The sequence below is a fragment of the Stenotrophomonas sp. CFBP 13724 genome, assembly GCF_014841975.1.
GTDB lineage: Bacteria > Pseudomonadota > Gammaproteobacteria > Xanthomonadales > Xanthomonadaceae > Stenotrophomonas > Stenotrophomonas lacuserhaii.
In genome coordinates this window covers 2,450,350-2,470,198 of record NZ_JACYUW010000001.1, presented here as the reverse complement: position 1 = coordinate 2,470,198, position 19,849 = coordinate 2,450,350, and the positions used below count along the sequence as shown (strand labels likewise).

The window sequence follows — 19,849 nt, the reverse complement described above, 5'->3', positions numbered from 1 at the left end:
AGTATGTCTAGCCTACTTCCGTTGTCGCACAGAGACGTCGTAGAGCGCCACTACCGGAGGCCACGGGATGAAGCGCGAACCAAGCTGCGTGGGAGTGGACGGGGCGAAATCGGGTTGGATTGCGGTCTGGTGGGCCGACACCACTTTGACGCACTGCGTGTATGGCAGCGCACGGTCTCTTGTGGATGCCCATCGGACGGCGAGGGTCATCGCTGTGGACATTCCGATAGGCCTACCGGATCGCGGCGGGCGAAGGGCCGACGCTGAGGCGCGACAGTTCGTGGGAGGCCGGCGGGCCAGCAGCGTATTCCCCTCACCCGTCCGAGGCATTCTCGATGCAACGTCACAGCCCGAGGCATCACGTAGACACAAGGAGATAGACGGGCGCGGCTTTGGCTCGCAATCGTTTGCGATCCTTTCCAAGATCCGCGAGTGGGATGACTTGTTGCAGTGTGACCATCAAGCACGCGCAATGGTGCGGGAAATTCATCCCGAGGTGTCCTTCTCCGCACTGAATGGAGGGCGCAGGAACGGGCTGGCGTTCAAGAAAAAGTCGCAGGACGGTGCTGCCATGCGAACCTGGTTGTTGTCGTCTGTGTTTGGTTCCGAACAGATCGCACGAGTTGTGCAATCTGTGGCGCGTCGGCAGGCGGCCACGGATGACGTGCTCGACGCCTTGGTTGCTCTTTGGAGTGCAGAACGCGTCGCCGCAGGGGAAGCCGTCTCCTTACCGGCACCACCGGTTTCCGATGCCACCGGTCTGGCTACCGCCATCTGGTACTAAGGTCGCGTTTAAACCACGAAGCACCGAGCCCATGTGCCGCCAGGTGTAGGCGCCATGACGATGTAAACGTGCGCGGCGTCGACCTTGGTCGAATCAAAAATTATGTGCACCGCGATCTCAAAGCTTACCCACTGCTCTGTAGCGAGACGCGCCCTGTTCGACAAGGCCTTGCAGTTCTTCCAGCACAGTTGGATCAGGCGCAGCAAAGTTGAAGCACGATTTTCCCTGCATATGCTTCTTCAGCGCAGGACGGAGATCGACCAGCAGTTCTGGGAAGTCATACACCGGCATGAAGTGAAACGAATGCTTGCGCCCGGACACCTTCACCGCCCCGAAAAACTGAGCCTTGCCCTTCGCATCAAGCTTTCTGCAGTTCGCATAGAAATGCCCATCCTCATCGTGCACGACAGAGAGCTCGCTTTGGTACGCAAGCAACAACCCGCGCAAGGCAGCGAAAAGCTCATTCGGCGTGCCATCCGCAGCCGGCTTCGTCTGGGCGGCATTCATTCGTGGCGTCTTCATGCACTCAGCCCGGTGGGAAAGCTTGATTCTGCACCTATCCGACGCCTGCGCGCCCCCTATTCAGCTTCCGTCAAAACTATGAACATGTTCAGCTGCTAAGGTTTCTGCTTGCTTAGAACGCGCAGAAGCGCAAGGAGGTTTCATGTCCTTGGAAGCTGTGGTGTACACGAGCCGGGTCAGCAAGCGCATCGACCCGCAGGACCTCCAGGCGCTGGTCTCCAATGCCGAATCTTTCAACCGTGCCGCTGATGTGAGTGGCGTGCTGCTCTTCGATGGCGGCCGGTTTCTTCAGTATCTCGAAGGCCCCGGCGAGGGCGTGGTACAGGCTTATGGACGCGTGCGCCAAGCCGGCCTGCACACCGGCATTGCCGAGATCGCCAAGGGCGTGACCGGCAAGCGCCTGTTCCGCCACTGGCCGCTGAAGAAGTTCGACGTGGACAGCATCGTGCTGGGCTCCATCGCCCGCGCGGACTGGTCCGGTTTCGTGCAGGGCAGTCGCCGGCCAGGCGCGGTGGACCATCTGCTTGATGTGGTGAACGGTCGTTTCAGCCACGCCTGAAGCTGCGAAGCGCCGTCCGTGCGGCGCCAGGACACGCAGGACACCCTAAAGCTTGACCGGCGCATCCTCGCGTCATTGAATGTCTTGGCTGATGCAGCAACAAGCGATTCGCACCGGCCACTCGTTCAACACGGAAAAGGATGAAGTACGTGATGAAGAAGCTGCATGCCTGTCTCATCGCAGGGGTCTTGGCCGCGGCCATTGCCGGTGCGGAGGACGCCTCGGCGTCATCCCCTCCAATCTCCAGCACCTCCACCACGACGGTGACCTACGCGCCGGGATCGCGCGAGGTCACGTCGATTCATTCCTGGATTCGAAGCAACTCTCCAGGCTACGGCCCGTGGGTGCCCGGCGCCGAAGTGGAAGTGACAATCTCCACCGCTTCATCGGGCCCGACCACGCCTGCCGCTGCCGACGCCAATTCGTCAGTACCACTGCCAACAAAGGGGAGCCCGGGGCAAGCCATCGGCATCGCGCAGACGAATGCTACGGGAGGCAGGGAGTCTTGGAACTACTCATGGGTCACAGGCGAGCACGCCGCAGCCTTCTGGCAACTGACAGCGTATGACTACAAGAAGGGTGATTCAGACCCCGGGATGATCAGCGGAAGCGCATCGCCTCGGTGAGCTTCACCCGAGGCGTGTTGCCGGTAGGTCGGCCGGGCAGGGGCGTGACGACCAACGGTCGTCGACGACCAACGGTCGTCACCCCCCAAGGACGGTCGTCACCCACCCGATGCACCTCACTGCCAATGGAATCAATCAGCGGTAACGCGATCTTCCACCCGTAGCTGCAGGTTCATTGCGCGCATTACACCGAGCACGGTTTCCAGGTATAGCGGGCGGGTGCCGTTCAACTGGCGGCGCAGGGTTACCACGCTCACGCCGCACGCCTGCGCGACGCGTGACATGCCGTGCAGTTCTGCAACCAGCAGCAGGGCGCGCCCGATGCTCGGTTCGTCACAGCCCTCCATCCGCATCCGGACGTCCAGATACTCCGCGCGCTCTGCGTCGCGTGCAGCGGCGCTGTTGATCGGCGGGATCTTGAATTCGATATCACTCATGTTGCACTCCACATGGATTCGATGGATGAATCCACCAAGGCGCGGCCGGCGGTAATCAGGCCTTCCACCAGGTGATCGCTCAACACGGCCTGCGTGCCGCCTTCCTGCCTGCCGACCTGCACCGAATGCAGGATTTCAAGGATCGCGCCGATGCCCTGCAGCGTTGCTATCGGCATGGCTACCTTCCTGTGGCGGTCGGCGTAGCTGTCCAGGTCGAACACACGTGCGTCGTTGGGTAAGTCGGGCACCAAGTGCAGATGCACTACGCCCGCCGGATTTTCGCGGGAGGCTTCGAACTCCTCCAGCTTCCTTTCCAGCCGCTCTATGAAGTAGGGCGGAAACTCGTGGATCTTGTCGCCGATCAAGGCGTGCAGGCGTTTGGCACTAAGCGGATTCTGCGATTCCATCGGTCATCCTTCCCAAGGCGTGTGGCCACCTGCGCGGACGCGCAAGGTGGCGGGCGATGCGGGTTGGCATACCGGGGCAAACGCAAAAATGGCCGGCGGATCAGGGATCCCCACACACCGCCCACCATGAAACCGGCGCGCGATGCAGTGCATTCTCCGCCGTGCCCAAAGGGCAAAACAGAGCCAAATATGCGTTGCCGAACAGGATGCCAATCCCGACTGACGCTTCTACGTCGCCAGCGCCTACATACCAACAGCCGCAGGGGTGCGCGTACATGAGCCGATCTGCAAAAGTGCGGCAGTCAGTGGACGTCTACGTCATTGCAGGCAGCCATGAGCGCCACGCCGAACGCATGCTTAAGCGCTCATGTGTCGTGTCGATCCGGAAGGCAGCCGATCAAGCCATCACAGCGTAGCGGGCTGCGTATTGAGCAGCTTGCATGCATCGTTGCATTCGGTCGTGTTGAATACAGCAAGCAGGGGGGCAACGAGCGATTTATCTGCGTTCGCTACTTGATTGACCTGCTGCTGCACGTTTTGCTGATGTTGCGCGCGTGAATGCAGCGATAGCGAGCGAACGGCCATGTCGGCTGCCGGCAATGCCTCGCGCAGGATGGCCTGGCGCTGCAGCAGCGGTGTGTCGGGCGAGGCTACGGTGACGCTCACACGTGCATAGTAGCCAACCAGCAGCTCGGCATGCATGCGCAGGGGCAGCAGATAGTCATCGGTCCGCTGTGCATCTGGCTGTCTTGCCATGGTGGTCCCGCGCAGCGATACGTGCCTGGCGTTGCACTGCAACGCGAACACTTTTGCGTCATTCCACGCCGGCGCCATCTGCTGCAGCAGGGTCCGGTTGGCGCTGTCACCTATCATGTCCGAGGAGACCAGCACGGCGTGTTCGGCGAAGCCACAGATCCGCAGTGCTTGGGTGGGTGTCATGGTCTCCAAGCCAACCAGCACATCTGGATTGTTGGCGCTCCGTACTTGGGACGCGATTCCGCTTACTGCAGGCTTCTTGGTAGAAGCGGCCATCGCCTTGAGCGTCTGCATGGCCTGGTATTGCCGTACGGCGGCAGGGGTCTGCGCCGGCTGGGCGAGCGCCGCCGGCGGTACCAGAAGCAGGCCGGCGAGCAGGGCAGGGCGGAATGAGCGCGAGCTGGGCATAACGGCGTCCTTGCGTATGGAGTTCAGGCGTACCCGAATGGTATCCGAGGGCGGATTAGTAATCGATCAAGCGCCGCTTCCGGACCCGTCCGGGCCGAAGCGCTGCACCACCGATCTGCACGCCACAACGGCTTGCGGAAGGGCCCATTCGATGGCTTCCTGTATTTCCGGCTCCAGTTCGGCCAGCGCAGCGGCGGCCCATTGGTCGCGCTCGGCCCCGGTGGGCAGCGTCTCGGTGTCCGACGAAATCATGGCGAAGAGGAAGAAGTCCTCATCGTGCTGTTCCACCTCGACTTCCCAGCGTAGGCTCCTTAGCGCATGGCAGCCTGCAATCACGTTGATCGTTCCGTCCAGGATGCCCGAACACAGCGCCACGGCTTGGCGACGGACGTCGATGACATACTCTTCGTGGCTCATGTGGTGGATCACGGGACGTCCTTTCAGAGTGACGGTGGGCGCTCAAGCGGCTCCGCTAGGCGAGGCCGCGGAGTATGTCCAACCGGTTGGGTGGGGCATCGAGAGCCATGAATCGAGGGATGGTGTCGGCGGTACGTCGTGGCCGCGACAGGAAGGGGACGTGCCACTCCGCAACACGACGTTCGCGTACATGCAGGTAGCGACCGGGTTCCGGCTCGTCGATGTATTCCTCCTGGACGATCAACGCCAGTGGCTCCTCAGCGCCCTTCGATGACGCGGAAAACTCCAGCGCCTCCTCATACGTCTCGAAGGGGTGGTAATAGTCACTGCCGTCTGCCAGATCAGGTGCGCCGCGTTCGGGATGGCTCCGCACACGGTATTCAAGCACCGCGTCCCATACGTAGCCGCCGCCGGCTTCTGCCTCTGCCGGATACGTGCCAACCAGGCCAGGCGCAACCACAGGATGCGAAGGAACAGTCATTGCGGCATGGCTCTCGTGGCCGATGTGGTGGCTGGTGCCAAACCTCACACCGGCTCCCCAACACGCGCATACCTTGCCGGCGACATCCCCATCTGCCGCGCGAAGGCCACGCTGAAAGTCACCGCGCCCGAATAGCCCACGCGTTCGGCTACCTGCTCCAGGCTGAGTTCGCGGGCGCGCAGCAGGCGCTTGGCCAGTGCCATGCGCCAGGTCAGCAGGTACTCCATCGGGGACACGCCGACGACCTTGGTGAACCGCGCCGAGAACGCCGAGCGCGATAGCGCGGCTTGGTCGGCAAGTTCGGCCACGCTCCATCCGTGTTGTGGTCGCGCATGCATCGCACGCAGTGCCACGGCCAGACGCTCGTCGGCCAACCCTCTTACAAGCCCGGTGCCTTCGGCAGGCGTCCCCCGGCTGCGCAATGCCTCGATCAGCAGCACGTCCAGCAGGCGCTCCAGCACCACCTCGCGCGCCGGCCGCCGCGAGCGCGCTTCATCGCCCACCATCTGCACCAACGCGGTCAGCCGTGCTTCGCCGCGCACGTGCACCAGGGCGGGCAGCAGCGCGACCAGCAGTGCCGCGTCCGGCGACCCGAACTGGCAGTGGCCGACCTGCATGCGCAGGTCCACCGGTCCGTGCTGGCGGCCGATGCGGAAATGGTCCTCGCCGAGCTGCGTGGGCAGCGTAGCGGGCAGGTGCGGTGGCGCATCCAGGCTGGCGGTCACCAGCGCGTGCACGGCCGGTATCAGCACGAAGTCGCCGGCCTGCAGCGTGATGGGCGCGCCGCCATCGATCATCAGCTGGCAGCCACCTTCCAGCACGGCGGCGTAGAACGGCTCACCCGGAATATCGCGTCGAATGCACCATTCACCCGCCCCCTCCACCCGCTTGGAGTAGCGCGCAGTCGGCTGCAGCAGGGCGACAACCTCGGACAGGGGATCGGACATGGCAGGACGATCAGAGAGGTTATATGGACGCTGGAGTGTAGCGCGTCCTGCGGGCGGAGCCGACCATGGACGTTCGTTCCCACGTAGAGGTTTGCTGATGTCGACTGTGATGATTACCGGCTGTTCCTCTGGCTTCGGGTTGGAAACCGCCCGTCTGTTCCTCGCACGCGGGTGGGATGTGGTGGCCACCATGCGCACCCCCGACGCCGAGCTGCTCCCTGCTTCCGATCGCCTGCGTGTGCTGGCACTGGATATCACCGATGCAGACAGCATCGCACGCGCCATTGAGCAGGCCGGGCCACTCGACGCGCTGGTGAACAACGCCGGCTTCGGTGCGCCGGTGCCGGTGGAGCTGACGCCGATGGACACCGCACGCGCGCTGTTTGAAACCAACACCCTGGGCACGTTGGCGATGACCCAGGCGGTGCTGCCGCAGCTGCGCGAGCGCGGTGCCGGGGTGATCGTCAACGTGACCTCCTCGGTGACCCTGAAGGCGCTGCCGTTGGTGGGCGTGTACTCGGCCAGCAAGGCCGCGGTGAATGCCTTCACCCAATCACTGGCGATCGAAGTGGAACCCTTCGGCGTGCGGGTGCGGCTGGTGCTGCCGGGGCGCTCGCCGACGACGCGCTTCGGTGCGAATGCGGGCGTGCATCTTGGCGGTCTGGAACACCCGGACTACGGGCCGCTGGTGCAGGGCATCCTGGCGGGTTTCCGCGATACCAGTGGGCCGGTCACCGAGGCGCAGGACGTAGCCGAGGCAGTGTGGCGTGCGGTGACCGACCCGGGCACGCCGCTGCGCACGCCGGCCGGCAAGGACGCAGAGGAATGGATGCGCGCGGCGGGTTGAGGCGGCCGATGGTTTGAACTGGGTCAGATAACGCCCTGCGGATCTCCCATCAGTCTTGGAGCATCGTCGGCAAGCTCAGTGCAGCACGTCCCCGGCATCCACCAGCTGTACGTCGTGCATCAGCTGCAGATAGGCCTCGTAATACGGTTTGTGCGATGCGCCGACGATGGCCAGCATGCGCGTGCCGGGCGTGTGCCCGAGTACGTCGCGGATGTTCGCGACCATGCGCAGGTTGCGGGTTTCCCAGTAGCCCACGTAGTTGCGTCCGAATGCCTGCGGCGAAGGCTCCACCAGAGCGGCGCCGAAGTCGCTGTGGAACGCCTGCATCGCGGCCTCCGGTGCGTTGTACGTGCGGTAGATCGCCAGCAGGCCCTCGGGCTTGCCCAGGTTGGCGTGCAGCGCCACGTCTGCCTCGGCGCGCGCCTTGGTATACGGGTTGTCCCACGCCTTCATGATCGCCTCGCCGGAGGCCTTTTCCAGTTCCTTGGGCGTGGCCGAATCGGCAGTATGGTCATCCACCGCCCATACCCGTTCCAGGCCAAGCCGCGCGGCGAGCGTGGCCGCCACCAGCAGGGACTCGTCGCGACGTTGCAGGCGCTTGTCCAGGTACGCCACCAACTCATCGTTCAAGCCATCGGCTGCCTTGCGCTGCGCCGGCGGTAGCCGCAGCCATTGCACCAGGGCCGAATTGCGCTCACCCGCCGCCAGAAACACGGCGGCCAGGTGGCGCCGCTGCGCTGCAGTCGGCTCGGTGGGCCAGCTGGCCAGCAGGCGCTCTGCTTCCGCGTTGGCCGCCGGCACATCCAGTCCGGTGGCGGCCTGCGCCGGGGCAAGGTCCGGGCAGTAGCTGTCGATGCTGTCCACGTAACGGGTAGGGAACCGACGCATGTAATCGCATTGCATGCCGGATATCGCTTCAACGGCGATTGCGTCCGGTTTCCAAGCTTGAAGGCGCTCCAGCAACGGCTCCAATTGGGCCGGCGCGAAGGTGTCAGGCAGGGCGGAAAGGTGCGGCGAACCCAGCACCAGCACCTCGTTGGGGCGGCCGGCGGGCGGGCCCTTCAGCTGGTCCGGGTGGAAGCCGGGCTGATAGCCGGGGGTGGCGGCCAGCGCGGTGGCGCTGCACAGCCCAAGAATCAACATACTGCCGATTCGCTTGATCATGTTGCCGTCCCCGCAAGGACGGGGGCCTTGCCTGCAGTCGATGGTGGCGCACGTGCGGGGCAGGGGAAAGCCCCGTTGGTCATTGCAACCTTTACGCCGGCTGCTGCATCGGCCTCTCCATCCACCGCCCGCACGCGTCGCGCACGCCCCCTCATCACTCCCGCATCGGGAAGGTCCATGTCGTGGGCACCGAGCTCCAGCGATAGTGGCGCACCTGCAGTTTAGCGATGGGTCGGGCGGTGGCGATCTCGGTTCGCATCGGCAGGCTGCCGTTCTCCCAGGCCAGTGGCACCTGCGCCAGCCGCGTGGGCTCTGCGGGCTTCAGCGGGGCAATGATCATCTGTTCGGAGGGCAGCACGTTTCCTTCCTCGTCCAGCGGCACGACCACGCTGTACAGGCCGGTCTTCGCCTTCCACGACTGCCTGCCCTGCAGCAGCGTCGCGCGATGGGCAGCGGGGCGCAACAAGGTGATGTCAGGATTGAGCGCGGAACGCTCACCGGGCTGCAGGATCTCGGTCGTCTCGAATGCATAGATTTCGGCATCGACAGACATGCGCACCGCCTCGATGCGGCCCAACACATCACGCGGCGCGCCCAGTGGCAGGTGGAAGGGGAAGCTGACCTCGTTCTGCGTGGCCACGTATTTCTCCGGGAAGAACAGCGTCGGCGTGACCCGTTTCGTCGGCAGTCCGGCGATCTCCGCGCCATCCGCATCCAGCATCACCACGCGATGCAGGCGGGACATCAGGATGCGCTCGTGCTGTCCTTGGCCGGCCGCTGGGTCGCGTTCCAGGCTGGAGCGCGCGCCTATCGCCAGCCAGCGCCCTGCGCCGCCCTCCGCGGGAATCCAGAACGAGCCCATGTACGGCATCAACGTGGGCAGCGAGGCCGCGCCCACCATGTAGTCCTCCAGCTCGCCGAGCACTGCCGCGCGGTGCGTGTAGGCTGAAGGATCCGGCGCGGCGCCGCTGAACGGCGGGCGCTGCAGCGTGTGGTTCACCTGCTCGACATAGCTGACGTAGCTCTCGACATCCTCGCTCATCTGCAGCATCGGGTCGTGCCCGGTGTCTGCCAGGTGCACGCGGTGGAGGGAAGCGGGCAGGCCCTTGCTGGCCGCGTAGCGCACTTCCATCCGCAGCTCGATCGGCATGCCATCGCCACGCGCTACCACCAGCCGGCCATCGCCCTGCGCGCCGGGGCCTGCAACGGACAGCTCCATCAGCACCGCCTCCGGGGTGACTTCGATAACCCGAAGGGCCGTCTCGACGTTGCCATGGGGTTCGATCCGCAGCGTTCCTGCCACCACGTCCCCCACCGCCACCGCGGCGGGCAATCGCACCGGCCGCAGTCCCGCTGCCTGCTGCCGGGAGAGCAGTGCCTCAGCCGCGCCGGGTGATTTTCGGGACAGTGCAGACCATGCACTCTGGTCCGCCGCACGCAGCGCGCCGAACTCGCCAGACCGCGTTGCCTCGGCACTGAAGCCTTTTTCAAGCACGGCCAGCTGTGCCGCGTCGGCAGCGTCGAGCGGGTCCAGGTCCATCAGGTAGCTTGCGTGACCCGCCGCGTCCCTGCGTTGCGACCAGATGGGCAGGATTCGAAGCTGGCTGCCTGCGCGTGACGCCGGTTGCAATGCCGCTTCGTAGTAGCCGGAAAGCGTCGTCTCCTCGCCTGCATCCGGTCCGCTGCTTACTGCGTGGCGCACGTAATAAACAGACGACACAGCGGGGCGGGAATCCACGGTGGCGACCGATGCGGCGCTGGCAGCCATCGCCATCGCCATCGCCGCCAACGTGATCATGTACAGCCGTCGGATGAAATCCATTTGCCCTGCGCTCCATATCCATCGAAAGCGGGGGAGTGTAGCAATGCCGCCGTCTACTGGATCCGGCTCGCGGGGTTGCCCTTGGCCGACTCCGCTTCCCTTACTTCCCGGTACAGTGCGTCGGTGCGGGCCTGGCCTTCTGCACGGGCGCGGGCATCGGCCTCGTTGTTCTGGCGGTCCATTTCCTGGTACTGCGCCCACACCGCCGGGGTGATCGTCTTGAGCGCGTTGTCAGGACGAAGCTGGATGGAGGCAGGAACGCCCAGGCTGACGGAGAAGTTGTCGAACAGCCATTGCCTGCGTGCGTCCGGCGAGGCATGAAGAAGATCGGGCTCCGCATAGGTGTTCATCGGCAGGTGCTGCTCGGCAAGCGTTGCGTCTGCGGATATCCGTACGAGCCTGACGATGAGTCGCTCCTTCGCGCGCTCGTCGGCGTACAGGGCCACGACGTCGCCCTCGATCCAGAGCACCTGCCAGTAGCCGGAGATCGGATGCAGCGCGAAGGGATGTGTACGCACGAGGACCAGGTTGCTGGCTTCATCGTAAAGCGCACTCCACCCTGACGGCGCGGGCCGTGGGGAGCAATCAGTCGTGCTCGTGATGATCTTTACCAGCTTCGCTTTGCCGTCCTGTGCAGACAGGTGGGTTGTCCAGCAGGTAGACCCATCGCGGGTGCGCGAAGCCAGCAGGACGGCGTCGTCGGCGACCACGATGGCATCGGTGTGGACGATCTGGTCGTCGCTGGCATCTGCATCCTGCAGCAGGTCGGCGAATGCCTTGTCTGAAAGCTTCGTGCCATCGACGTACAGCGCGTACGTCGTGTAATGCCGGTACTCGCTGACGTTGATATCCAACGTCGACTCCGTGACCGCCACCACCTTCAGGCTGTCGGATGAGAGAACCGTCTTCCGCGTCGTTCCCCCGCATCCAACAGTGAGCAGCGCAGCAGACATCGCCAGCGCCGCTGAACACAGCAAGGAAGCTTTCTTTACCTTCATGGTGCTGCGTCCTGCCTGGGTGTGGAAAGCGGGTGTCCTGGGGGCCCAAGGATAGCGGTTCTGGTTGCGGGTATTGGGCCGCGCGATCTACACCTCACGCTGTCGGAATGGTGCCCCCGTCGATGACATGCTCGCTGCCGGATATCGAGGCCGCGCGCGGGGAGGCCAGGAAGGCGATCAGGTCGGCCACTTCATGCGGCTTGGCCGGACGCCCCAGCGGAATGCCGCCGAGCTGGTCCATGATCATCTTCTGCCCGCCAGCGTAGTCTATGCCGGCCTGCGCGGAGACCCGTTCGACCAGCGCAACGGATGCCTCGGTTTCGATCCAGCCCGGTGCCACGCGTACCACGCGTACGCCTTTCGGCGTGACCTCTTTGGACAATGCTTTGCTGTAGGTGGACAGTGCGGCCTTGGCGGCGGCGTAGGCCATGGTAGCTTCCGGCAGCGGCAGGGCGCGCTGGATGGAGGTGACATGGATGATCACGCCGCAGCCCTGCGCCAGCATGCCGGGAAGCAGGGCGCGGTCCAGGCGCACGGCCGACATCAGGTTGAGCTCCAGCTCCTTGCTCCATTGGGCATCGTCCAGCGCAGCGAAGCCACCGGCAGGCGCGGAAGATCCGCCAACGACGTTGACCAGGATGTCGATGCCGCCCAGATGGCGGACCGCGTCCATCGCCAACGCACTCGCCCCTGCGGCGGTTGCTACGTTGGCGGCAAGGTAGTGCACACCGTCCCTGGGTTGCGCCGGCAGTGAAAGCGAGGCCGCCACAACGCGGGCGTCGGCCTGCCGCAGGACGTCCACCACGGCCGCGCCGACGCCGCGCGTACCGCCGGTGACCAGCACGCGCTTGCCGGCCAGTTGCAGGTCGAAGTTCATGCCGGGATCTCCAGCGTGGCGATCTTGCCGCGTTCCAGGGTGAAGGCGTAACGCAGGTCGATCGGGCTGCCGGGGAAGTCGCCCACCACGTGGCTGGTGACGAGGTAGGTACGCTCCTCCTTCTCCACCTTGAAGGGTGTGGCGGTGTAGCGATAGCGGTCGGCGGTGTGCGCTTTCCAGGCCTCGATGGCGGCCAGGCCAGTGTGGGTCTGGCCCTCGTCCCGCACGCGTCCATCCGGGTTGAAGCAGCGGGCGACGGCGCGTCCATCGTTCGCGTCGGCGTTGAAGTAGGCGCTGATCGGCTCTGGCAGGTTCAGGTGAATCATGGGCAGGCTCCGGTTGGGGTACAGGCTCAGGATGGCCCGTTCCTGCCGTCAATGGAATCGCCTACTATCTCATCAGGCTATGTAGGAATCAGGGCACAATGCGCGGCTCCGAATTTGCAGAACTCAAAGCATTCGCTGCGGTGGTCGACCGGGCCAGCTTCGCCCGCGCCGCCGACCATCTAGGGCTGTCCCGTTCTGCGCTCAGCCAGATCGTGCGGCAGCTGGAGGCGCGCCTGGGCGTGCGGTTGTTGAACCGCACCACGCGCAGTGTCTCGCCCACCGAGCCCGGACGCCGGCTGCATGAGCGGATCGCCCCGATGCTGCGCGAGATGGATGACGCTGTTGCGCAGGCGGTAGGTACCACCGCGCGCACCGCAGGAACGCTGCGGATCAACACGCTCAGCATGGCAGCGCAGAAAATCATCGCCCCGCGGCTGGGACGCTTCGCGCAGGCCCATCCGGATGTAGTGCTCGACGTCGTGATCGACGATGGCCTGAGCGATATTGCCGGCGAGGGCTTTGATGCCGGCATCCGGGTGGGCGGGCGGCTGCAGAAAGACATGATCGCGGTGCGCCTGACACCGGATGTGGAGTTGCTGGCGGTTGCGTCCCCCGGCTACCTGGCGCTACATGGCGAGCCCAAGGTGCCGGCCGATCTGCAGCAGCACGCGTGCATCGGCTGGCGCTTCCCGGGCAGTGGCAAGATCGCCAGTTGGGAGTTCCGCAGGAAGGGGAAAAGCGTGGAGTTCGTTCCCGAGGGCAGGGTGCTGTCCAACCACCAGGACATCGTGGTGCCCGCCGCACTGCAGGGCTTGGGGATCCTTTACGCCTACAACGACGACGGCATTGCCGAAGCACTGCGGGATGGTCGATTGAAGCGCGTGCTCGCCGACTGGTCACCCACCGTGCCGGGCCTGTTCCTGTACTACTCCAGCCGCCGTTACCTGCTGCCGGCGCTACGTGCGTTCATCGATTGTCTGCTTGATCGTGACCTGGGACAGGACCCGGCGTTGCGCTCAGCGGCGGGGGCCGTCAACTGACAGGACGCGCAGTGCTACGGCTCACGGCTGCTGGTGGCGACCCAGGCAGCGATCCGCGCACGTTGGCCTGGCTCCAGCACGCGGTACGGGATCGGTACCTCCGATTCGCTGAGTTCCATCAGCACCGCGTGCTGGTACCAGTGCAGCTTTTTCACCTGTGCCCACGAAACCGACTGCGGTCCACCCCGGCTGTGGCGGGTGAAGCCTTGCGCGTCCATTTCAAACCGGCAGCGGCCCACGCGGAAGGACTTCCAGGCGAACAGCCCGAGGGCGAAGGTGCCCAGCATCAGGTTCACGAACAGCAGGTTCCACCAGCGGCGGTTCGTCGGCATGATCGTGGTATGGATATGCTCGCGCAGTAGAGCAAGGTACTCGCCGGGGCGGTACCGAACCTCGAACTGGAAAGGTGCTGGCGGATCCATGCCAAGCTCCATTTGGGGTAGCCCATCTTCAATGCGGCAGCGGCAGGCGTCCAGCCGTTACTTAGGGCATTCGCCTGCATACCGGCGATGGCGCATTGTCGCGCTTCTCTCCAGGGAAGGTGGTCGTCATGCTTCGCTCCGCGCTGTGCGTTGGCCCTGCTTCACGCTCAGCGTTTTCCGGCCTGCAGACAGGCCAGGGCGCTCAGCTGCGCGTAGGTTCAACGATCACCGCCGTGCCATAGCACAGCACCTCGGTCAGCCCGGTCATGATGTCGGTGGCGTCGTAGCGCATGGCGATGATCGCGTTGGCGCCCAGCATCCGCGCGTGCTTCACCATGTCCCGGTAGGTTTCTTCGCGCGCCTGCTCGCACAGGTTGGTGTAGATGGTGATATTACCGCCGAACAGGGTCTGGATGCCGCCGAGGAAGTTGCCGACGATCGAGCGCGAGCGCACGGTGATGCCGCGGACCACGCCCATGTTCTGCACCACACGGAAGCCGGGTAACTCCAGTGCGGTAGTGACCATCGAATCGTCCAGGCGCGCTTCGCCAGCAGGACGTTGAGCCGTGTTGTAAGGGTCAGCCATGGTGTCTCGAAGTGGTGTGGGTGAGGGGAATGGTTGATCGTGCGACAGGCGCCGCAACCGGTCGGCGTCAATCGCGCGCTGTGATCACCCGCAGCGCCAGGGCGGCCTGATAGACCCGCCCGGAAGTGTCGTCCAGCGCTTCCATGCCGGCAATCAGGCGGCCGTGTTTGAAGGGCACATAGTCGTTGAAGCTGCCCATGCCGCCGAACACGGACATGACCGAGCCCGAGAGCATGTTGAGGGAAGGCTGGTCGTGCGGCGTTCCGGACAGTGCCTCGGCCTGCCGGAGGCAGGAAACGAAGTGGCGCCGCCATTCGCACTCGCTGTCGCGTGCGAGCAGGTCGCAGAGCGCACTCAGTTCCTTGATCAGCTCGTCCAGTTGCGCGGCTCTGTCTTCCATGCGGCTGACTATACTGGCAAGACCGCGGCAGGAGACCCCGCCACGCTCAGTCCTTTGCATCCCATTGCGCGAGGTGCAACAGCACGCCCGCGGGATCCCAGACATAGGTTACCCGCGCACCATAAGGCTCAGCCCGTGGGGGCGCCACGCGCGCGCCGGGGTAGCTGCCGGTGTCCAGCAATGCGCGGATGGCGCTGAAGCACGCGGCAGCGTCCTGCACGGAAACGTGCAGCATGGTGTTTTCCGCCCATTCCTTCGCGTAGCCGCGTTGCAGGTAGAAGCGCGATGGGCCCAGCTTGAACAGCGCCAGATTGTCGTCCGACCATTCACGCTCGCAGCCCAGCGCTTCATAGAAGGCTTGCGAGAGGGCGAAATCCTGCGAAGGAAGGAACGTCCGGACGTCGGTGGCCTGAAGGTCGATCATGTTCTACGCCTTTGGGGGTGCATGCGGGAGGGTGCCACGGTCCAGTGTGCGCAACCAACTTGCCACGCGGGCTGCCGCTTCCACGGGCTGGGCCTGGAGCAACAGGTGGGGCCCGTCCAGAAGTTGCGACTCGGCGGGCTGCCGCTGTGCACGCTCGATTGATCGCAAGGCGCTGGCCTGCAACAGTCGATCCTCGTTTGCATGCAGGCAAAGGACGGGCGTGGAGACCTTGGGGAGCAACGCTCGAACATCGATCCGAAGCGTTGCCATTGCGCGTGCACGCAGCACGGACGACGACGTTCCGGCCAGCGCTTCTCGCAGCGCGCTTTCCAGTGATGGCGTTCGCCAGCGTCCAACCAGAAGCCTGGCCAGCAACGCGACAGGGGGCAACGGGAGCGGCAGCTGCAGCACGCGGGCCAAGGCAGACGGGGCGGGCACAGGGGCATGTGCAAACGTGGTGGAGAGGATGATGCCGCGAAGCGAGCTCAGGCCGGTCGCCCCGAGCATTACCGCCAAGGGACCCGCAAACGACTCACCGAGCAATACGAAAGGAGGTCGCTCGAGCAGCTGAGGCCGAAGCCAATCCCGCAGTGCGTCATATCCCATCGCCCGGTCGTTCGGATAGGCGATGACCTCGGACCGGATTCCATACGTGCCCAGCGCCTCCATGAAAGGGACGGACAGGCGGCCGCTTCCATCGAGCCCTGGCAGGATGATCAGCAGGGGGGCGGAGCCGTTCGTCATTGTCGATATGAAGGGTTAGGTGGGCCTGTAGCGTGCCATTCTGGCCTGAATGGTTTGGCAGTATTCGATGATAGTACGAAGGGAGCTGGCGAGCTCACTGTGCCGAATGCGACGTTTATTCGGCTCATCCTGTGAGCCGAATAGACCGCCTGTTCGGCTCACGGCCTTGCCAGCATTGGCTCGACGCCCTTTGATACCCATAACGGATCACCCCTGCCTGTGAATGGTATTGGCGCGGTTGTCCCTGCCAGTCCACGCTGTGTGGATGACGGATACCCCCCTTGATTTCAACGGACAGGTTGGCCTGGTCACCGGCGCGGCGGGTGGCCTGGGCCTGGCCTATACGCGCCTGCTGGCACGCCTTGGTGCCAAAGTGGTGATGCAGGACGTCGGCGCCGACCGCGATGGCGAAGGACGTGACCCGGACCGGGTGGCCAGTGCCGCCGCACGGTTGCGTGTGCACGGCCTGGATGCCACCAGTCGTGCGCTTTCCATCGATACGCGCGCCCAGTGCCATGCGCTGGTGGATGAAGTGCTGGGCCAGCACGGGCGGCTGGACTTCATCATCCACAACGCCGGTTGGGTGCATTACCAGCCCATCGAGGACATCAGCGAGGTGCAGCTGGAGCGCATGCTGGACATCGCCACCAAAGCGCCTTTATGGCTGGCCCAGGCGGCGTGGCCGGCGATGCGTGCGGCAGGGGGCGGCCGCATCGTGCTGACCACGTCCGACCGGGCGTTGTACCCGCAGTACGTGCAGCATGGGCTGGCCAGCTACGCGATGGCCAAGAGTGGGGCGGTGGGTCTGATGAACGTGCTGGCCGCAGAGGGCGAGGCGCACAACATCATCGTCAATGCGGTATCGCCGGTGGCCAAGACGCGCATGTGGGGGGTGCACGGTGAGCCCGATGAGCTGCATCCCGATGCGGTGGCGCCCGGTGTAGCCTGGCTGGCCTCCTCGCGCTGCAGGCAGGGTGGCTGGGTACTGCGCGCCAGCAATGGCCAGTTCCACGCGACCCGCACGCAGGAGCCCGCCGGCGTGAGCTACCCGCGCGATCTGCAGGGTGTGGCTGCCGCCAGCGTGGAGGCTTTCGATGCGGCGTGGCCGGAGATCGCGCTGTCGGCGATCGAGCCGCGTAGCAGGCACCGGGACTGCTAACCTGAGCCGGCCATTCCACGCGCGGTTGCCATGATTGATCTTCGTTTGCTGCGCCAGTTCGTCGCTGTTGCGGAAGAACAACATTTCCACCGCGCCGCCGCGCGGCTGCATATGTCACAGCCCCCGCTGACTGCGGCGATCCGCCGGCTGGAAGAGCAGGTCGGGGCGCTGCTGGTGATGCGCGGGCATCGGACCGTCGGGCTGACCGCCGCTGGCCAAGTGCTGCTCGTGGAGGCGCGACGTACCCTGCAGCAAGCGGAAAACGCGTTGGATGCCACGCGCGAGGCCGCGGCCGGGCGCAGTGGCCGGGTGCGCGTGGCCTATGTCGGCAGCGCGCTGTATGGCCGCCTGCCGCAGGTGATCCGTGCGTTCAGGCGCAGCCACCCTCAAGTACGGCTGGAGTTGCGTGAGGCGACCTCGCGCCAGCAGCAGCACATGCTGGCCAAAGGCGATGTCGACCTGGGCGTGCTCATACCTCCCATTCCCACTTCACCTGCAATGCAGCTGCAGGACTTCGATGTGGATGCACTGGCTATTGCGTTGCCGCACGCACATCCGCTGGCGTCCATCGTTTCCTTGCGGATGGAGGATCTTGCCGCTGAGGAATTTGTAAGCTGGCCCGCCATGGAAGGGGAGGGGTTTCATTCGCACGTGAAGCGCCAATGCGTGGCCGCGGGATTCATGCCCAAGGTGGTGCAGGAAGCACACGGGATGCATGCGGTGCTGTCATTGGTGGCGGTGGAGACGGGTATTGCCATCGTGCCGGCCAGCATGGCTGGCTTCCGCGATACGGAAGTCTGCTACCGCCCCGTGCAGTCGGAGGATGCGCGCTTCAGCCTGAGCTTCTGCCTGCGCACCGACGTCGATAATCCGGCCGTGCATGCCTTTGTGGGGACCGCGCGCGGCGCGTGATCAGGTGCATGTAGCGATGCGCTGCGTCGCTTTTGCCTCTTCAACTGCGCGGTGCCACCCGATAGCGTCTCAGATCACGATTCTGGAATCCAAGGAGGATGTGATGAGCGCAAGCTATGACAGTATCGTCGACCAGTACATGGCCTACGCCAATGCCTCGCCGACCCGGCCCATCGAAGTGCGCACGATGCTGCGGTTGTCCGGCGAGGTGGAAGGAAAAAGCGTGCTGGACCTGGCTTGCGGTTCGGGCTACTACGGACGCGAATTCCTGCGTCATGGCGCGCGCAGTGCGCATGGCGTGGACCAGTCGCAGGGCATGATCGATTTCGCCCGCGCACTGTCCACCTATCGCGGCGATGGCATGACCTTCCAGACCCATGATGTGATGGATATGCCATCAGGCAGCGAGCATGACATTGTGCTGGCTGCGTATCTGTTCAACTACGCCGCTTCACTGGAGGAGCTGCGCCGGATGTTCGCCGCGGTGATTCCGCATGTGAAGCACGGCGGCAAACTGGTGGTGCAGACCTTGAATCCGGACTATCGGCTGGGCTTGGGGGACTATGCGGCATACGGGGTGAAGGTGGTGGAGGAAACGCCGTGGAAGCAGGGCGCGCGGCTGCGGCTGGAGTTTCCCGGCACGCCGCCGGCGTTGATCACCAACTACCGCTGGGAACGGGCACATTACGAGCAGGCCATCCGTGCGGCGGGCTTTTGTGCGGTCAGCTGGCATGAACCGGTGCTGGAGCAGGCCGATATCGATGCGCGCGCTGAAGGCTACTGGGAGGGCTACGTGCACAACTGCATGTCGGTCAACCTGGTGTGCGAACGCTGAGACGGAAGGGGTGGGGTTCGCTTTCGCCTCTTCAACGCGCAGGCGACGTTGCGTAGCGTGGATATCTCTGTAGAAGAGGGTTTGCACGATGAAAGCGCACTACGATGACATCGCAGGCCAGTACGCGGCGTATGCCAACGCATCGCCCACGCGCGTGGTCGAACTGCGGACCATGCAGCACATGGCCGGCGATGTGACGGGCCGCAGCGTGCTGGATCTGGCCTGCGGTTTCGGCTTTTATGGCAGGGCGATGCTACTGGCCGGCGCCGCCAGCGCGCACGGTGTGGACCAGTCGCCGGAGATGGTGGCACTGGGAAGGCGGATATCGGCGGGTGCCGGCGATGCGATGACCTTCCAGGCAAGTGACTTCCTGCAGTTGGCACCGGTGCGCGAGTACGATCTGGCGGTGGCCGCCTTCCTGTTCAACTACGCGCAGTCGCTGGACGAGCTCGCACGGATGGCCGCGGCGGCGTTCAAGCACGTGCGCGCGGGCGGCAGGATCGCCGTGGAGACGATGAATCCAGCTTACTGCCTGGCAGACGGTGATTGTTCGAAGTACGGTGTGCGGGTGCTGGATGATGTGCCGTGGCAGCAGGGCGCGAAGATGGAGATGGAGTTTCCGGGCGATCCGCCGGCGCGGATCACCGTGTTCCGCTGGGCACGCGCCCATTATGAACAGGCGTTCGCACAGGCGGGTTTCACCGACCTGGTGTGGCAGGCTCCCTGCCTGCTGGAGCAGGACCGGCTGGCCCAGCCGCCGGGGTACTGGGATGACCTGCTGCGCAACGGATTGGCCGCGTGGTTTTCCTGCACCAAGCCGTAGCGCCGAGCCATGCTCGGCGAGCGCGCAGCGCGGCGTGTATCAGGCATCACGATGCCGGAACGGAAAGGCGCCGAGCATGGCTCGGCGCTACCAGGGCGGGCCGCGCCCTGCGGTATCAGGCATCAG

At 64.7% G+C, this 19,849-nt stretch carries 26 protein-coding genes; 9 read left to right on the top strand and 17 right to left on the bottom strand.

Annotated elements, in window-relative coordinates:
• The first annotated feature begins 67 nt into the window (after positions 1 to 67).
• Positions 68 to 784, top strand: a complete 717-nt coding sequence (locus IFT63_RS10920) for a DUF429 domain-containing protein (RefSeq protein ID WP_192084086.1) — start codon at positions 68 to 70, stop codon at positions 782 to 784.
• A gap of 117 nt (positions 785 to 901) precedes the next feature.
• On the opposite strand, the gene IFT63_RS10915 is transcribed toward IFT63_RS10920, so the two are convergent.
• Positions 902 to 1,291, bottom strand: coding sequence for a hypothetical protein (locus IFT63_RS10915; RefSeq protein WP_192084085.1), 390 nt, complete (start codon positions 1,289 to 1,291; stop codon positions 902 to 904).
• A 157-nt stretch (positions 1,292 to 1,448) separates the two neighbouring features.
• Here IFT63_RS10915 and IFT63_RS10910 point away from each other — a divergent pair, with 157 nt between their 5' ends.
• Positions 1,449 to 1,865 (top strand): BLUF domain-containing protein, encoded by a 417-nt coding sequence (locus IFT63_RS10910; RefSeq protein WP_192084084.1) that lies wholly within the window; start codon positions 1,449 to 1,451, stop codon positions 1,863 to 1,865.
• 152 nt (positions 1,866 to 2,017) lie between these two features.
• Positions 2,018 to 2,491 (top strand): hypothetical protein, encoded by a 474-nt coding sequence (locus tag IFT63_RS10905; RefSeq protein ID WP_192084083.1) that lies wholly within the window; start codon positions 2,018 to 2,020, stop codon positions 2,489 to 2,491.
• Between the two features lie 131 nt (positions 2,492 to 2,622).
• Here the strand turns inward: IFT63_RS10905 and IFT63_RS10900 are convergent, their stop codons facing one another.
• From IFT63_RS10900 to IFT63_RS10875, 6 genes are all read right to left on the bottom strand, one after another.
• On the bottom strand, positions 2,623 to 2,928 hold the full coding sequence (locus IFT63_RS10900) for a hypothetical protein (protein WP_042613395.1): 306 nt from the start codon (positions 2,926 to 2,928) through the stop codon (positions 2,623 to 2,625).
• Complete coding sequence (locus IFT63_RS10895; RefSeq protein ID WP_192084082.1) at positions 2,925 to 3,335, bottom strand: hypothetical protein; 411 nt, start codon at positions 3,333 to 3,335, stop codon at positions 2,925 to 2,927. Before IFT63_RS10895 ends, IFT63_RS10900 begins: the two co-directional genes overlap by 4 nt.
• A 405-nt stretch (positions 3,336 to 3,740) precedes the next feature.
• A complete protein-coding gene (locus IFT63_RS10890; RefSeq protein ID WP_192084081.1) occupies positions 3,741 to 4,499 on the bottom strand; it encodes a hypothetical protein in 759 nt (252 codons plus the stop codon).
• 66 nt (positions 4,500 to 4,565) lie between these two features.
• A complete protein-coding gene (locus IFT63_RS10885; RefSeq protein ID WP_192084080.1) occupies positions 4,566 to 4,916 on the bottom strand; it encodes a DUF2489 domain-containing protein in 351 nt (116 codons plus the stop codon).
• Between the two features lie 55 nt (positions 4,917 to 4,971).
• A complete protein-coding gene (locus IFT63_RS10880; RefSeq protein WP_192084079.1) occupies positions 4,972 to 5,397 on the bottom strand; it encodes a GCN5 family acetyltransferase in 426 nt (141 codons plus the stop codon).
• A gap of 44 nt (positions 5,398 to 5,441) precedes the next feature.
• A complete protein-coding gene (locus tag IFT63_RS10875; protein WP_192084078.1) occupies positions 5,442 to 6,344 on the bottom strand; it encodes an AraC family transcriptional regulator in 903 nt (300 codons plus the stop codon).
• A gap of 97 nt (positions 6,345 to 6,441) precedes the next feature.
• On the opposite strand from IFT63_RS10875, the gene IFT63_RS10870 reads away from it, so the two are divergent.
• Positions 6,442 to 7,191, top strand: a complete 750-nt coding sequence (locus IFT63_RS10870) for an SDR family oxidoreductase (RefSeq protein WP_192084077.1) — start codon at positions 6,442 to 6,444, stop codon at positions 7,189 to 7,191.
• A 75-nt stretch (positions 7,192 to 7,266) separates the two neighbouring features.
• On the opposite strand, the gene IFT63_RS10865 is transcribed toward IFT63_RS10870, so the two are convergent.
• The 5 genes from IFT63_RS10865 to IFT63_RS10845 form a co-directional block, all read right to left on the bottom strand.
• The gene (locus tag IFT63_RS10865; protein ID WP_192084076.1) at positions 7,267 to 8,355 is read right to left on the bottom strand and encodes a DUF5694 domain-containing protein; all 1,089 of its coding nucleotides are present in this window, start codon (positions 8,353 to 8,355) and stop codon (positions 7,267 to 7,269) included.
• 154 nt (positions 8,356 to 8,509) lie between these two features.
• Entirely contained in the window at positions 8,510 to 10,177 is a 1,668-nt protein-coding gene (locus IFT63_RS10860; RefSeq protein WP_192084075.1) for a hypothetical protein, read from the bottom strand.
• 53 nt (positions 10,178 to 10,230) lie between these two features.
• The gene (locus IFT63_RS10855; RefSeq protein WP_192084074.1) at positions 10,231 to 11,175 is read right to left on the bottom strand and encodes a hypothetical protein; all 945 of its coding nucleotides are present in this window, start codon (positions 11,173 to 11,175) and stop codon (positions 10,231 to 10,233) included.
• Between the two features lie 94 nt (positions 11,176 to 11,269).
• On the bottom strand, positions 11,270 to 12,052 hold the full coding sequence (locus tag IFT63_RS10850) for an SDR family oxidoreductase (protein WP_192084073.1): 783 nt from the start codon (positions 12,050 to 12,052) through the stop codon (positions 11,270 to 11,272).
• Positions 12,049 to 12,378, bottom strand: a complete 330-nt coding sequence (locus IFT63_RS10845) for a nuclear transport factor 2 family protein (protein ID WP_192084072.1) — start codon at positions 12,376 to 12,378, stop codon at positions 12,049 to 12,051. The genes IFT63_RS10850 and IFT63_RS10845 overlap by 4 nt, the downstream gene beginning before the upstream one ends.
• 98 nt (positions 12,379 to 12,476) lie before the next feature.
• Between IFT63_RS10845 and IFT63_RS10840 the strand changes: the two genes are divergently transcribed.
• Positions 12,477 to 13,418, top strand: a complete 942-nt coding sequence (locus IFT63_RS10840) for a LysR family transcriptional regulator (RefSeq protein WP_192084071.1) — start codon at positions 12,477 to 12,479, stop codon at positions 13,416 to 13,418.
• 14 nt (positions 13,419 to 13,432) lie between these two features.
• Here IFT63_RS10840 and IFT63_RS10835 read toward each other — a convergent pair whose 3' ends face one another.
• The 5 genes from IFT63_RS10835 to IFT63_RS10815 form a co-directional block, all read right to left on the bottom strand.
• The gene (locus IFT63_RS10835; RefSeq protein ID WP_192084070.1) at positions 13,433 to 13,750 is read right to left on the bottom strand and encodes a YcxB family protein; all 318 of its coding nucleotides are present in this window, start codon (positions 13,748 to 13,750) and stop codon (positions 13,433 to 13,435) included.
• A 292-nt stretch (positions 13,751 to 14,042) separates the two neighbouring features.
• On the bottom strand, positions 14,043 to 14,426 hold the full coding sequence (locus IFT63_RS10830) for a YbjQ family protein (RefSeq protein ID WP_042613408.1): 384 nt from the start codon (positions 14,424 to 14,426) through the stop codon (positions 14,043 to 14,045).
• 67 nt (positions 14,427 to 14,493) lie between these two features.
• Positions 14,494 to 14,826, bottom strand: coding sequence for a hypothetical protein (locus IFT63_RS10825; protein ID WP_042613409.1), 333 nt, complete (start codon positions 14,824 to 14,826; stop codon positions 14,494 to 14,496).
• A 46-nt stretch (positions 14,827 to 14,872) separates the two neighbouring features.
• Complete coding sequence (locus IFT63_RS10820) at positions 14,873 to 15,250, bottom strand: hypothetical protein (protein ID WP_042613410.1); 378 nt, start codon at positions 15,248 to 15,250, stop codon at positions 14,873 to 14,875.
• A gap of 3 nt (positions 15,251 to 15,253) precedes the next feature.
• Entirely contained in the window at positions 15,254 to 15,994 is a 741-nt protein-coding gene (locus IFT63_RS10815; protein WP_192084069.1) for an alpha/beta hydrolase, read from the bottom strand.
• A gap of 265 nt (positions 15,995 to 16,259) precedes the next feature.
• Between IFT63_RS10815 and IFT63_RS10810 the strand changes: the two genes are divergently transcribed.
• From IFT63_RS10810 to IFT63_RS10795, 4 genes are all read left to right on the top strand, one after another.
• Positions 16,260 to 17,153 (top strand): SDR family oxidoreductase, encoded by an 894-nt coding sequence (locus IFT63_RS10810; RefSeq protein WP_042613412.1) that lies wholly within the window; start codon positions 16,260 to 16,262, stop codon positions 17,151 to 17,153.
• Between the two features lie 30 nt (positions 17,154 to 17,183).
• Complete coding sequence (locus IFT63_RS10805; protein WP_192084068.1) at positions 17,184 to 18,065, top strand: LysR substrate-binding domain-containing protein; 882 nt, start codon at positions 17,184 to 17,186, stop codon at positions 18,063 to 18,065.
• 103 nt (positions 18,066 to 18,168) lie between these two features.
• The gene (locus IFT63_RS10800; protein WP_192084067.1) at positions 18,169 to 18,900 is read left to right on the top strand and encodes a class I SAM-dependent methyltransferase; all 732 of its coding nucleotides are present in this window, start codon (positions 18,169 to 18,171) and stop codon (positions 18,898 to 18,900) included.
• Between the two features lie 88 nt (positions 18,901 to 18,988).
• A complete protein-coding gene (locus IFT63_RS10795) occupies positions 18,989 to 19,723 on the top strand; it encodes a class I SAM-dependent methyltransferase (RefSeq protein ID WP_192084066.1) in 735 nt (244 codons plus the stop codon).
• Positions 19,724 to 19,849: the final 126 nt, after the last annotated feature.

What these genes read in the sequence shown, in the direction of transcription:
- IFT63_RS10920 (WP_192084086.1), top strand. Translation starts at nt 68, where the DNA reads ATGAAGCGCGAACCAAGCTGCGTGGGAGTGGACGGGGCGAAATCGGGT.
- IFT63_RS10915 (WP_192084085.1), bottom strand. Translation starts at nt 1,291, where the DNA reads ATGAATGCCGCCCAGACGAAGCCGGCTGCGGATGGCACGCCGAATGAG.
- IFT63_RS10910 (WP_192084084.1), top strand. Translation starts at nt 1,449, where the DNA reads ATGTCCTTGGAAGCTGTGGTGTACACGAGCCGGGTCAGCAAGCGCATC.
- IFT63_RS10905 (WP_192084083.1), top strand. Translation starts at nt 2,018, where the DNA reads ATGAAGAAGCTGCATGCCTGTCTCATCGCAGGGGTCTTGGCCGCGGCC.
- IFT63_RS10900 (WP_042613395.1), bottom strand. Translation starts at nt 2,928, where the DNA reads ATGAGTGATATCGAATTCAAGATCCCGCCGATCAACAGCGCCGCTGCA.
- IFT63_RS10895 (WP_192084082.1), bottom strand. Translation starts at nt 3,335, where the DNA reads ATGGAATCGCAGAATCCGCTTAGTGCCAAACGCCTGCACGCCTTGATC.
- IFT63_RS10890 (WP_192084081.1), bottom strand. Translation starts at nt 4,499, where the DNA reads ATGCCCAGCTCGCGCTCATTCCGCCCTGCCCTGCTCGCCGGCCTGCTT.
- IFT63_RS10885 (WP_192084080.1), bottom strand. Translation starts at nt 4,916, where the DNA reads ATGAGCCACGAAGAGTATGTCATCGACGTCCGTCGCCAAGCCGTGGCG.
- IFT63_RS10880 (WP_192084079.1), bottom strand. Translation starts at nt 5,397, where the DNA reads ATGACTGTTCCTTCGCATCCTGTGGTTGCGCCTGGCCTGGTTGGCACG.
- IFT63_RS10875 (WP_192084078.1), bottom strand. Translation starts at nt 6,344, where the DNA reads ATGTCCGATCCCCTGTCCGAGGTTGTCGCCCTGCTGCAGCCGACTGCG.
- IFT63_RS10870 (WP_192084077.1), top strand. Translation starts at nt 6,442, where the DNA reads ATGTCGACTGTGATGATTACCGGCTGTTCCTCTGGCTTCGGGTTGGAA.
- IFT63_RS10865 (WP_192084076.1), bottom strand. Translation starts at nt 8,355, where the DNA reads ATGATCAAGCGAATCGGCAGTATGTTGATTCTTGGGCTGTGCAGCGCC.
- IFT63_RS10860 (WP_192084075.1), bottom strand. Translation starts at nt 10,177, where the DNA reads ATGGATTTCATCCGACGGCTGTACATGATCACGTTGGCGGCGATGGCG.
- IFT63_RS10855 (WP_192084074.1), bottom strand. Translation starts at nt 11,175, where the DNA reads ATGAAGGTAAAGAAAGCTTCCTTGCTGTGTTCAGCGGCGCTGGCGATG.
- IFT63_RS10850 (WP_192084073.1), bottom strand. Translation starts at nt 12,052, where the DNA reads ATGAACTTCGACCTGCAACTGGCCGGCAAGCGCGTGCTGGTCACCGGC.
- IFT63_RS10845 (WP_192084072.1), bottom strand. Translation starts at nt 12,378, where the DNA reads ATGATTCACCTGAACCTGCCAGAGCCGATCAGCGCCTACTTCAACGCC.
- IFT63_RS10840 (WP_192084071.1), top strand. Translation starts at nt 12,477, where the DNA reads ATGCGCGGCTCCGAATTTGCAGAACTCAAAGCATTCGCTGCGGTGGTC.
- IFT63_RS10835 (WP_192084070.1), bottom strand. Translation starts at nt 13,750, where the DNA reads ATGCCGACGAACCGCCGCTGGTGGAACCTGCTGTTCGTGAACCTGATG.
- IFT63_RS10830 (WP_042613408.1), bottom strand. Translation starts at nt 14,426, where the DNA reads ATGGCTGACCCTTACAACACGGCTCAACGTCCTGCTGGCGAAGCGCGC.
- IFT63_RS10825 (WP_042613409.1), bottom strand. Translation starts at nt 14,826, where the DNA reads ATGGAAGACAGAGCCGCGCAACTGGACGAGCTGATCAAGGAACTGAGT.
- IFT63_RS10820 (WP_042613410.1), bottom strand. Translation starts at nt 15,250, where the DNA reads ATGATCGACCTTCAGGCCACCGACGTCCGGACGTTCCTTCCTTCGCAG.
- IFT63_RS10815 (WP_192084069.1), bottom strand. Translation starts at nt 15,994, where the DNA reads ATGACGAACGGCTCCGCCCCCCTGCTGATCATCCTGCCAGGGCTCGAT.
- IFT63_RS10810 (WP_042613412.1), top strand. Translation starts at nt 16,260, where the DNA reads ATGACGGATACCCCCCTTGATTTCAACGGACAGGTTGGCCTGGTCACC.
- IFT63_RS10805 (WP_192084068.1), top strand. Translation starts at nt 17,184, where the DNA reads ATGATTGATCTTCGTTTGCTGCGCCAGTTCGTCGCTGTTGCGGAAGAA.
- IFT63_RS10800 (WP_192084067.1), top strand. Translation starts at nt 18,169, where the DNA reads ATGAGCGCAAGCTATGACAGTATCGTCGACCAGTACATGGCCTACGCC.
- IFT63_RS10795 (WP_192084066.1), top strand. Translation starts at nt 18,989, where the DNA reads ATGAAAGCGCACTACGATGACATCGCAGGCCAGTACGCGGCGTATGCC.